This window comes from Pseudozobellia sp. WGM2, assembly GCF_017810075.1.
Lineage (GTDB): Bacteria > Bacteroidota > Bacteroidia > Flavobacteriales > Flavobacteriaceae > JADNYK01.
Genome location: NZ_JADNYK010000010.1, coordinates 102580 through 114785, shown reverse-complemented (window position 1 = coordinate 114785; position 12206 = coordinate 102580). Strand labels below are relative to the sequence as shown.

Here is a 12206-nt window from a genome sequence, read left to right as displayed (position 1 = left end):
ATATTCCTCACTGCTGCCTCCCGTAGGAGTCTGGTCCGTGTCTCAGTACCAGTGTGGGGGATCCCCCTCTCAGGGCCCCTAACCATCGATGCCTTGGTGGGCCGTTACCCCGCCAACTAACTAATGGTACGCATGGCCATCCCTGTCCGATAAATCTTTAACCCCCTAGTTATGCAACAAAGGGGTACTATGGGGCATTAATCCAAATTTCTCTGGGCTATTCCCCGGACAAGGGCAGGTTCCATACGCGTTGCGCACCCGTGCGCCGGTCGCCGGCAAGAAAGCAAGCTTTCTCCCGCTGCCCCTCGACTTGCATGTGTTAGGCCTGCCGCTAGCGTTCATCCTGAGCCAGGATCAAACTCTTCATCGTTGATTCGTATATAATTTCGCGCCAACGCCGATAAAGTCCTCCCGGCCCCGTCTCTCTATCTGTGTTCTATTCTTTTATTCCAAAATACTTATATGGTAGCTCGCCTTTTCGGCTCGCTATCGTCTCTACAGTATGTCAATGAACTTTTCCTCTAAATTCCGAGGACCGCTTCCGGCCCTCTCCGCCCCTTGTCGACCCGGCGTCTTACTGCCGTATGTCTCTCAAAGCGGGTGCAAATTTACAACTGTTTTTTTAACTCGCAACGTTTTTTCGATTTTTTTTTTCGAAAAAACATTTCCTAAAAACCAGTATGCAAATGAGCTTTCTTTTCCCTGAAACAGCTTGCTGTTTTTCGGGCTGCAAATGTACAACTGTTTTTTTAACCCGCAACGTTTTTATCGAAAAAAATATTTCCGCCGACGCCGCACAAAAAAAACAGTATTCCAATGAACTTTCAAAATCCGAAAAATCAATATAATACCTGTTTTTCGGGCTGCAAATGTACACCCCTTTTTCGATTGTACAACCCTTTTGCAAAAGGTTTTTTAGACCCCCGAACAAAGACCCTGATTTACAACGCCTTAATCAAGGAAAAAAATTGAAGTTTCATTTGAAGGGCATTAAATATAATTCTAAAATTTTAATTGAGCAAATACTTTACTAGGGCAAAATTCAATCTGTAATGGTACTAAAAAAAACGTACAGCACCACCAGACCGCATGAGTTATTAACCTAATTCCTATCTCGAGACAGCCCGTACTCTAACCAATTAAACCCTTAGTTACATTATATAATGATATGTCATAATTTAAAAATCACAATCGCAGCAATAGAAGGAATACATTTACCCACCCCGAGAAGCATCTAAACTTTTTTTTCTATATATAAAGCTATAATATTCCCAAACTGATCCGGCATTAAATGATTCGTTCATATTGTGTGCCTGATAAGGGAATACTATCTTTGCTTCCCATTTACAAAAACAACATGATCAAAATCACTCTACCTGACGGTACTTTAAAAGAATTCGAAAGCGGCAGCACACCAATGAATGTTGCAAAAAGTATAAGTGAAGGCTTGGCCCGCAATGTCATATCGGCCAAATTCAACGAAACTGTTGTCGAAACCGTTACACCATTAACCGAAGATGGGAGCTTAACACTTTTCACCTGGAAGGACAAGGAGGGAAAGAAAGCATTTTGGCACTCGACCTCACACATAGTCGCCCAAGCCCTAGAGGAGTTATACCCTGGTATCAAATTGACAATTGGCCCGGCAATAGAAAACGGTTTTTATTATGATGTTGATTTCGGTGAAAGGTCTATCTCAGAAAAAGACTTTCAGAACATAGAAAAAAAAGCGCTGGAAATTGCACGGGGTAAGCATGATTTTAAAATGCGACCAGTTTCAAAAGCAGATGCTCTTTCTCAGTACAAAAATGAAGCCAACGAATATAAGGTCGAGCTGATCGAGAATCTTGAAGATGGCAATATCACCTTCTGTGACCACGACACCTTTACCGACCTTTGTAGAGGCGGACATATACCCAACACAGGAATTGTCAAGGCCATCAAAATACTGAACGTTGCCGGAGCTTACTGGAGAGGTGACGAGAACAATACCCAACTTACCCGGGTTTACGGTATCTCTTTCCCGAAACAAAAAGAGCTTACCGAGTATTTGGCCATGATCGAAGAGGCTAAGAAGAGAGACCATCGAAAACTAGGGAAAGAACTAGAATTATTTACCTTTTCCCAAAAGGTAGGGCAAGGTCTCCCGTTGTGGCTACCCAAAGGTGCCGCACTAAGGGAACGACTAGAGCAGTTTCTCAAGAAAGCACAGAAGAAAGCGGGCTATGAAATGGTAGCGACCCCTCATATAGGCCAAAAAGAGCTCTATGTGACCTCTGGACATTACGAAAAGTATGGTGCCGATAGTTTTCAGCCCATACACACCCCAAAGGAGGATGAGGAGTTTCTTTTAAAACCCATGAATTGCCCTCACCATTGTGAAATTTACAATACCAGACCGTTCAGCTACCGCGAATTACCTAAAAGATATGCTGAATTCGGTACTGTTTATAGATACGAACAGAGCGGCGAACTACATGGTCTTACAAGAGTTCGAGGGTTTACTCAAGATGATGCCCATATCTTTTGCACCCCGGAACAATTAGACCAAGAGTTCAAAGATGTTATAGACCTATCATTATATGTATTGAACTCTTTAGGCTTTGACAATTACACCGCGCAAGTTTCAGTTAGGGACTTAAGTACGCCCGAGAAATACATTGGCTCGATAGAAAATTGGGAGAAAGCCGAAAACGCCATCATTAATGCCGCCAAAGAAAAAGGACTTTCATATGTTATTGAACAAGGTGAGGCTGCTTTCTATGGACCTAAGTTGGATTTTATGGTGAAAGATGCTTTGGGAAGACAATGGCAATTGGGCACCATTCAGGTAGATTACAATCTGCCAGAACGTTTTGACCTCACCTATAAAGGTAGCGATAACGAACTGCATAGACCCGTAATGATACACCGCGCACCATTCGGAAGTATGGAGCGCTTTATAGCCATATTACTTGAGCATACAGGAGGTAATTTCCCGCTATGGTTGATCCCAGAGCAAGCTATTGTTCTGCCTGTGAGCGAGAAACATGAAAAATATGCTGAAAAAGTTTTAAATTCACTAGAAAATAACGAAATTCGCGCCCTCATTGATGACAGGAACGAGACTGTTGGCAAGAAAATACGAGAAGCAGAAATGAACAAAATACCATTTATGCTTATCGTTGGGGAGAATGAAGAACTTTCAAATACCATTTCTGTTCGCAGACATGGTGGAGAAGATTTAGGGTCAATTTCCCTCGAAGCCTTTGATGACTTGGTAACTACAGAAATAAATAGTACCTTAAAGTCGTTTAAATAAAATTAAGTTTAACTAAAAAGAATTAGTCATAGCAATAAGAAAAAGATTTAGGCCCCAACCTAGAAGGGAAAATAAGAATCCCCATAATATCAATGAAAAAATACTCGCACCTGAGGTAAGGTTGGTTGGCGACAATGTTGAAGTAGGTATTTACCCCATTCGAAAAGCACTTGATATAGCTACAGAAATGGGTCTCGATTTAGTAGAAATTTCTCCAAAAGCTGCGCCTCCGGTGTGTAAGATTATGGAGTATAAAAAATTTCTCTACGAACAGAAAAAACGAGAGAAGGCCATGAAGGCGAAAGCTTCTAAGGTAGTCGTAAAAGAAATACGTTTTGGGCCGAATACCGACGATCACGATTACGAGTTTAAGAAGAAACACGCCGAAAAGTTTTTGAGCGACGGAGCCAAATTAAAGGCTTACGTTTTCTTTAAAGGGCGTTCTATAGTTTATAAAGACAAGGGTGAGATACTACTCTTAAAACTAGCTACCGATTTGGAGGAGCTAGGAAAGGTAGAGCAATTGCCCAAGTTAGAAGGAAAGCGAATGACAATGTTCATCGCTCCGAAGACTAAAAAATAAGATTCCGAATCAATTCGGTATATAAGAGTATACTAAACGCTGCCCTTTTATCCAGGGCGGCGTTTAGCATGAAAAGTGAGATAATCAATAAATAGGAAAAAATGCCTAAACAAAAAACGAAATCCAGTGCCAAGAAGCGTTTTAAGCTTACCGGTACCGGAAAAATTAAAAGAAAGCACGCTTTTAAAAGCCACATTCTTACGAAGAAGTCTAAGAAGCGTAAGCTTAAATTAACACACGATACCCTTGTTCATAAATCGGACGAGAACAGTATCAAAGAACAATTGTGTTTAAAATAATTGTTCTTCAGGTAATTTATTAACCATGGAGTCGGGCCTTAAAAAGAGTGTTATTTAACACCGCCTGCTACAAAAAATTAAAAGTTATGCCAAGATCAGTAAATGCAGTTGCTTCAAGAGCCAGAAGAAAAAAGGTGATGAAGCAAGCCAAAGGTTATTTCGGAAGACGTAAAAACGTTTGGACAGTAGCCAAAAATGCGGTAGAAAAAGCAATGCTTTATGCTTACCGTGACAGAAGAAACAAAAAAAGAACCTTTCGTGCCCTATGGATTACGCGTATTAATGCGGGTGCCCGTATGCACGGTCTTTCTTATTCCCAATTTATGGGAAAAGTTAAAGCGAACGGAATTGAATTGAACCGAAAAGTTTTAGCCGATTTGGCCATGAACCACCCGGAGGCGTTCAAAGCTATCGTAGAACAGGTTAAATAGTTTTAAGAATATTATCTCACTTTTAAAAAATCCGATTCGATTGAGTCGGATTTTTTATGCTCCAAATGCGGTAATCACCAAGTTTCTTGACCAAGCACCATTTCGGTGTTCACAAAGGTATATTCCCTGCCAGACCCCAAGATTTAATTTACCCCTGGTAATCGGAATTTGTACAGATGCTCCCATGAGAGAACTCTTAATATGAGCGGGCATATCATCAGGCCCCTCATAGTTATGAAGGTAATAAGGCGCATTTTCTGGTACCATTACATTCATATGGCTTTCAAAATCTGAGCGAACGGTAGGATCGGCATTTTCATTAATCGTCAAACTGGCTGAAGTATGCTTAATAAACACTTGTAGCATTCCCTTGTTTATTTCCTTTATTTCGGGCATAGCATTAAGTACCTCTTGGGTGATCAAATGAAAACCCCGTTCATGAGCTCTAAGGGTATATTGTTTTTGATAAAATTTCATTACAAATTCAGCTTTGCATAAATAAACCGTAAAACTTTATAAATCTACATTATTATCAGAGGATAAAAAATACCTTTGCAACTTTCAAAATTGAATTTGATGGATTTATCTAAAATTAAAATGGTCGTAACCGATATGGACGGCACCCTGTTGAATAGCAACCATGAGGTAAGCGAACTTTTCTTTGATCTCTATGAAAAATTGAGTGAGAGAAATATCTTATTCGTAGCAGCCAGTGGAAGACAATACCACAGTATAATAGATAAGCTTAAACCTATCAAAGATCGAATTATTGTAATAGCCGAGAATGGAGGTTTTGCTATGCAAAATGGAGAAGTTTTGGTTTCTACACCATTAGAGAATGAAGCAAGGCAGAAGATATTAAGCATTCTTGACTCTGTAGAAGACATTAACCCCGTACTCTGCGCAAGCAATAAGGCTTACATAAGAAACGACTCGAGAGAGTTCGAAAACAAATTAAGGGAGTACTATACCGAATACGAGGTTATTGAAAACCTTAAAGATTATGATGGCGAGATTCTGAAAATTGCCATCTATCATAATGAAAGTTCTGAAAAATACATCTACCCTGAAGTTTCTCATCTCGAGGGGGAACTAAAGGTTAAGGTATCTGGTGAAAATTGGGTAGATATATCGAGCCCAAATGCCCACAAAGGTTATGCGCTGAAAAAGGTGCAAGAACTTAATAATATTTCTCCTGAAGAAACAATGGTATTCGGTGATTATAATAATGATCTAGAAATGATGGCGCTTGCAGAATTTAGCTTTGCTATGGAGAATGCGCACCCGAATGTGAAGAATGCGGCCAATTACCATACCGTAAGCAACGACAATTTTGGAGTAGAAAAGATTTTAGAAAAATTATTGGCCTAAACCCGAACCTCCAAGAAAATTGTATTTTTAAGGAGTCAAGAAATTCCTGTTTTTTTCGTAGACACCGGTTTTTCGCACAATCAACTTTTATCTTTTCACCCTATCTTGAACCTTTCTAATACGTAAACATTGCTACTTCTCTTTTCAATAGTGTCTGCTCACTGTTAAGCCCTCTTTCTTCTTTTATCGAATAATTATCATGAATTTTTATTTAGATTTAATCTTAATTAAAAAAGTGTTTTATATTTGTGGCCTGAACGATTAATATTTTAGAACACCTTAATCGTAATTAGACCATTGACCTTTAATTAAATATTTCAAAATGAAAAAGCACATATTCAAAACCTTGGTATTGCTGATTGGCCTTGCACTAATTCCATTCTTGGGCACTTCACAAAGACAAGCAGAAAAATCTTCCAATACTTTTTTAAACAGAGATTATTGGACCGCAAAGCCTAGTATTGCCGATATAAAAGCTAATATAGCAAAAGGTCACTCGATTACCGAAGCTAATCGTGGTGGTTTCGATGCTACTACCTATGCGATTTTCGGTGAAAATCCTGTAAGCACCATCGAATATCTAGTTTCATTGGGTAACGATGTTAACAAACGTACCCACGATAGTAGAACCTATGTTTTTTGGGCAGCGTCGAACGGCAACCTTGAGGTCGTAAAATATTTGATTAAAGAAGGAGCTAAATTAGACCTTGTAGACTCTCATGGCTATGGCCCAATTTCTTTTACTGCTGCTACAGGACAGCAAGATACTGCCATCTATGATTACTTTATAGCCAATGGGGCAGATTTAAAAAATGAAAAAGACCATCATGGTAAGAATGCATTACTGGTTGCTGCTTCTCGTGGAAAAGACCTAAAACTGGTCGATTATTTTATAAGTAAAGGTTTAGATATCAATAGTACCGATGACCACGGTAACGGTATATTTCATTATGCCGCACAAGGTGGAAATATTGATGTGCTCAAGCAACTAGTTGAACGAGGAGTTTCTACCGATAAGAACGAAGAAACTGGTGAAAATGCTATTTTCTTCGCCAGCAAAAGTCGAGAAGGCTCGATTCAGCTTTATAAGTATTTAGAAGGTTTGGATATCGATGCCAATGTAAAGACCAAAGAAGGGGTTACTCCACTACATAACATTGCCAGTTCGTCAGAAGACCCAAAAGCTTTTGAATATTTCATTGCAAAAGGTGTGGACCCGAATGCGGTCGATAGTGAAGGTAATACGGCATTACTCAACGCCGCTCAAAGAAATAAGCTCGAAGTAATTAAATATTTTGCCGAAAAATCTGAGAATATCAATCATGCGGACAAAGATGGGCGGACAGCCTTGGCCATAGCGGTTCAGAACAATAGTGGCGATGTAGTATCTTATCTTATTTCAAAAGGTGTCGATGTCAATGTCGTTGACAAAAAAGGAAATAACCTAGCATATTATTTAATGTCGACTCGCGGCAAGCCACGTGATTTCGACACTAAAGTCGCAGCTTTACAAGGTAAGGGATTCGATTTTAAAAAATTACAGGGAGATAACAGTTCTATATGGCATTTGGCCGTTGCTCAGAATAATCTAGACCTGTTAAAAAAAGTTAGTGGCTTTGGTAGTGATATCAATGGTAAGGACAAAGATGGAAATACACCTTTGCACTACGCCGCAATGAAAACGGAAAATGCAGCCATTTTAAAATATTTACTCTCTAACGGTGCCAATTCAAAATCTACCACAGATTTCGGTGAGACAGCACATGATTTGGCTAGTGAGAATGAATTACTTTCAAAAAACAAGGTCAACCTTCAATTTTTAAACTAGTACTTGATGAAGAAGAATATATTTAAATTATTAGGAGTTCTACTTTTGACCTCAGTGTTTATTGGCTTTTCATCATTCATTAAAGAGCCCGAGGTAAATTATAAATGTATGATACAGATGATGAACTATACAGGTGAAAAAGCCTATGTAGTGGTATCACTAATAAATCCGGAAGGAGAATACGAAAAAACTTTATACGTTCAAGGTAACGACAAAGAGTGGTTTCCTGACATCAAGAATTGGTGGAAGTTTAGTGATGGTAGCAAAGAAAACGTTGATGCCATTACCGGCGCGACTGTCGGCAATGGCGAACGAAACATCATCTCTTTAGGTTTCAACGCGTCTCATATCGATACCGGGTATAAAGTTCGATTTGAATCTGCCGTCGAAAACCAAGAGTACTATTCCATTGATGCAGAAATTGAGCTGAATTCAGCCACCATTAAAGAAAAAGTAGATGGTCAAGGTTATATTCGCTATATAAGAATGGTACCTAACAGATAGATTTTATGATTGTATCGGTATGGAGGTATAGCCATTTACTTTTTGCTATAACCTCCTCGATTTTCCTATTAATTGCATCGGTCACCGGGGTCATACTAGCGTTAGAACCCATTACAAATAAAATTCAGCCCTACAGTGTTTCTGGGGCCGATGAACTTTCTTTGGCTGAGACCTTAGAAACTCTTAATTCGCACTACGAAGAAATACTGGCTATCTCCCGCGACCGTAACGGCTTTGTAAGTATTGCTGTCATAGAAGAAGGAAAAAATGCAGAGTTCTATGTAAACCCCTTTACTGGAGAAAAATTGGGTGACCTCATACAAAAGAAACCCATTTTTCAATTTGCCACGAACCTGCATCGATCTCTATTTTTAAAGTCTACTGGGCGGTTCTTAATAGGTTTGGCTTCCTTTTTACTCTTTCTTATCGCTATCTCAGGTATTGTACTTATTGCGAAGAGACAAGGGGGGCTTAGACATTTTTTTGCACCTGTGGTACGAGAAAATTTCTCACAATACCATCATGTAGTATATGCAAGATATACTTTGATACCTCTGCTCATTTTAGCCATTACCGGAGTCTATCTTTCATTGCACCGATTTGATGTTATAAAAGAACCCCAAATTTATTTACAAGTCGACTTTGATTCGATTCAAGAAGAACCTTTTCAGGAAATAACTGCTTTCGAATTTTTCAAAAATACTCCTTTATCACAGCTACGAGAACTTGAATATCCTTTTTCGGAGTTCGTAGAAGACTACTATATCATCCGCTTAAAAAACAAAGAACTTTATCTTAATCAGGTAACCGGAGATATTCTTGCTCAAGAAAATTACTCCGTAATGCAGGTGATTACCTCTTGGGCGACAGTACTGCACACGGGTGAAGGAAGCATAATATGGTCTATCATTCTCGGTTTCGGTAGTTTGGCCATACCCTTACTAACAGTTACGGGTTTTGTCATTTATTTCAAACGGCCTAAAACCAAGATTAAAAACAAATACTCCAAAAGCGAAAGTGAGTATGTGATTTTGGTAGGTACCGAAGGGGGAACCACTTTACAATTTGCTCAAGAGCTACACAAGCAATTAGAATCAATTGGGCAGAAAAGTTACTTGTGCCTTATGGACCAATACGGACATTTTAAAAACATCAAGCATCTAATAGTTATCACGGCTACCTATGGTCAGGGTGAAGCTCCCGCAACAGCCGAAAAATTTGTTCAACTAGCTCATAAAAATACTCAGCATAAAGATTTTCAATTTTCAGTGGTCGGGTTCGGTTCAACGGCTTATCCTAATTTCTGTCAGTTTGCATATGAAACTCACGAAATTTTAAAGAATACCCATGGTGGCACCGCACTTATGGACGTTTTTACCGTAAATGACCAGTCTTTCGAATCTTTCAATAATTGGTCAAATGCTTGGTCAAAATTGGTCGGCCTAAGCATCTATTTAGAAAAACCCAAGTTGGTTAACCGTTCAAAACCTGCTTCAACCTTTAAAGTGGTCGATAAGGTAGAACTTAAAGAAGATGATACATTTTTGTTGAGCTTAAAGAATTTGAACGGTTCTAGACCTATTTCCGGAGATCTGTTGTCGGTAATACCTACCGAAGGGGCAAGAGAGCGATTATACTCTATTGGTCAATTGAACACGGATACGCTATTGGTAAGCATACGAAGACATCAAGACGGACTTTGTTCGAACTATCTTCATCAACTTGAGCAAGGTGAAAATCTTACTGCAACGGTTGTTGAAAACAAAAATTTTCACTTTCCTAAAAAAACAAAGAAAACAATTTTCATCGCCACAGGAACAGGTATCGGGCCTTTTTTGGGAATGATCGAAAACAACACCAAAAGGAGGGATATACATTTATATTGGGGTGCTCGTACCACAGAATCGTTAGGTCTGTATAAGAACTATATCGAACAAGCCATACAAGAGCGTAAGCTCAGTAGTTTTAAAACTGCCTATTCTCGAAATCAACTAGAAAAAGTATATGTACAGCATCTCATAGAACGAGATGAACCTTTATTCTTAGATGTACTCAAAAATAAGGGCTGTATTATGATCTGTGGATCTATAGCTATGCAAAAAGAAGTGCTTCAAAAACTACAATTGCTCTGCAGTGCAAAGCTTGGCAAAGACCTAAGCCACTATCAAAATAGAAAGCAAATTAAGATGGATTGTTATTGACAACAATCTATCTCTTATACAAAAAGATATCTTCTATTAGACTACTCCGTTAGAAGATGCACAGGTTCGGGAACCAACTGGGGGTTAATTGGGTTATAATAATAAATACCTTGCTTTTCATATAAGTTTAAATGCGATCGTAATCGCGATTCAAAACCTGGATAATCTTTTCTAGTTTCCGTCCATGCAGATTCTGCAAGGGCCGCTATTCTAGGAAAAAGCATATAATCAATGCGGCTCTCGCTATTTATAGTCTCCGTCCATAAATTGCCCTGCACGCCTAATATTTGATTTTGATACTTTTTGGAATCTACAATTTCATCAACATTAAAACCGTAAACTGACTCTATAGGACTAAATGCTCCGTCCCATTTTCGTCCGGAGCGATGATTTTCATCTTGCACAAAATCTAGGTAATAAGGTATTCTAGGGCAGACAACAGTCGAAAAACCTTTTTCCAAAGCCTTTTTGAATTGTTCTGGTTTATCGTGTCTCCACCAATAAATGATGGTCTTATCCTTTGGCAAATCAATCTCGGCAAGCTCGTCCCAGGCCAGAACCTTAGCGTTCATGTTGAGAACAGAGTCTGCCATACGCTCCATAAAATAATGCTCGACATCTTTAAGTCCGTTTAGCTTTTCTCGCTTAATTAAGTCTGAAATATCTTCATTAGAACTCCATTTTTGATTTCCAAAACTAACCTCATCCCCTCCTAAATGTATTAGACCCGATGGAAACAATGCGTTTACTTCTCTTAAGATATCGGTCAGATAACCGTATGTAGTTTCCTTACCCGGATCAAAAGTAAATTCAGGGTATTTTTCACTACCTCCACCGCTGTATTCTGGGTACGCCCTGTTTGCCGCAGTAGCATGACCAGGCATATCTATTTCAGGCACAACCTTTATATGCAGTTTAGCGGCATAATCGACAATTTCCTGAATTTCGCTCTGTGTATAATATTGGGCCGGTAAATCGGAATCGAAATGATCGCCTACCCCCCCGACCAAAGCCAGTTTAGGATATTTTAAAATTTGCATTCGCCAACCGGTCGCATCGGTCAAATGCCAATGCAGCGTATTCAATTTATAAAAGGCCATCCAATCGAGAATGGATTTAATTTTATCTTTTTCAATAAAATATCTGGAAACATCTAGCATAATACCTCGCCATTCATAAAAAGGTTCATCAGTAACTTCCCAAGCATCGATGAGAACTTGTTCGTTCTGAACTTTATTTTCCAAAACCAATTGCAACAAACTTACTGCGCCGTAAAACACTCCTGATACAGTAGCTCCTTTAACTTTTACGCCCTGAGGAGTAATAGAAAGTTGGTACGCCTCATTAGAAAATGATTTATCGTCAATTAATTCTAATGAAATAATCTTCGAACTTTTTGAACCATAAACGCTGCTATGCAGTGGAATTTGGGTCTGAGTCAATACTTGTGATTTTAAATAGGATGCCACCTCTTGAAGTTCTTTTTGTGAATAAGTAACCGAGGTATTTTTATCTAATTGAAACTGGCCCTTACCGGCTACCGCTTCCGTAGGTTTCGGAATTAGGGGTGCTTCGGCAGTTATCGCAATAGTTGAGACAAATAATGTAAAAAAAACAGATAGTATTAACGGTCTTGAAGCGTATTTCATTGAATCAATTTGGTATGCGTATTTAGTTTAAAAAGCAGC

Annotated in this window: 10 protein-coding genes and 1 rRNA gene; 8 read left to right on the top strand and 3 right to left on the bottom strand. The window is 39.0% G+C overall.

Annotation, left to right across the window (positions count from 1 at the left end; genetic code table 11):
* A 16S ribosomal RNA gene (locus IV512_RS18530) occupies positions 1 to 370 on the bottom strand; the annotation flags it as partial.
* A gap of 987 nt (positions 371 to 1357) precedes the next feature.
* Here IV512_RS18530 and thrS point away from each other — a divergent pair.
* From thrS to rplT, 4 genes are all read left to right on the top strand, one after another.
* Positions 1358 to 3301, top strand: a complete 1944-nt coding sequence (gene thrS, locus IV512_RS18525; protein WP_209406084.1) for a threonine--tRNA ligase — start codon at positions 1358 to 1360, stop codon at positions 3299 to 3301.
* A gap of 28 nt (positions 3302 to 3329) precedes the next feature.
* Positions 3330 to 3884, top strand: a complete 555-nt coding sequence (gene infC / locus IV512_RS18520; RefSeq protein ID WP_100869103.1) for a translation initiation factor IF-3 — start codon at positions 3330 to 3332, stop codon at positions 3882 to 3884.
* 101 nt (positions 3885 to 3985) lie between these two features.
* The gene (gene rpmI, locus IV512_RS18515) at positions 3986 to 4183 is read left to right on the top strand and encodes a 50S ribosomal protein L35 (protein ID WP_100869104.1); all 198 of its coding nucleotides are present in this window, start codon (positions 3986 to 3988) and stop codon (positions 4181 to 4183) included.
* Positions 4184 to 4269: 86 nt separating this feature from the next.
* Positions 4270 to 4614, top strand: a complete 345-nt coding sequence (gene rplT / locus IV512_RS18510) for a 50S ribosomal protein L20 (RefSeq protein WP_100869105.1) — start codon at positions 4270 to 4272, stop codon at positions 4612 to 4614.
* 54 nt (positions 4615 to 4668) lie between these two features.
* Here the strand turns inward: rplT and IV512_RS18505 are convergent, their stop codons facing one another.
* Positions 4669 to 5091, bottom strand: a complete 423-nt coding sequence (locus tag IV512_RS18505) for a secondary thiamine-phosphate synthase enzyme YjbQ (protein ID WP_209406070.1) — start codon at positions 5089 to 5091, stop codon at positions 4669 to 4671.
* A gap of 99 nt (positions 5092 to 5190) precedes the next feature.
* On the opposite strand from IV512_RS18505, the gene IV512_RS18500 reads away from it, so the two are divergent.
* The 4 genes from IV512_RS18500 (at position 5191) to IV512_RS18485 (ending at position 10518) form a co-directional block, all read left to right on the top strand.
* A complete protein-coding gene (locus IV512_RS18500; RefSeq protein WP_209406068.1) occupies positions 5191 to 5985 on the top strand; it encodes an HAD family hydrolase in 795 nt (264 codons plus the stop codon).
* Positions 5986 to 6307: 322 nt separating this feature from the next.
* Entirely contained in the window at positions 6308 to 7813 is a 1506-nt protein-coding gene (locus IV512_RS18495) for an ankyrin repeat domain-containing protein (RefSeq protein WP_209406066.1), read from the top strand.
* A 6-nt stretch (positions 7814 to 7819) separates the two neighbouring features.
* A complete protein-coding gene (locus IV512_RS18490) occupies positions 7820 to 8317 on the top strand; it encodes a DUF2271 domain-containing protein (protein ID WP_245224947.1) in 498 nt (165 codons plus the stop codon).
* Between the two features lie 5 nt (positions 8318 to 8322).
* On the top strand, positions 8323 to 10518 hold the full coding sequence (locus IV512_RS18485) for a PepSY domain-containing protein (RefSeq protein ID WP_209406065.1): 2196 nt from the start codon (positions 8323 to 8325) through the stop codon (positions 10516 to 10518).
* A gap of 41 nt (positions 10519 to 10559) precedes the next feature.
* On the opposite strand, the gene IV512_RS18480 is transcribed toward IV512_RS18485, so the two are convergent.
* Positions 10560 to 12167: a beta-N-acetylhexosaminidase gene (locus IV512_RS18480; protein WP_209406063.1), complete on the bottom strand. Its 1608-nt coding sequence runs from the start codon at positions 12165 to 12167 to the stop codon at positions 10560 to 10562.
* Positions 12168 to 12206 lie beyond the last annotated feature (39 nt).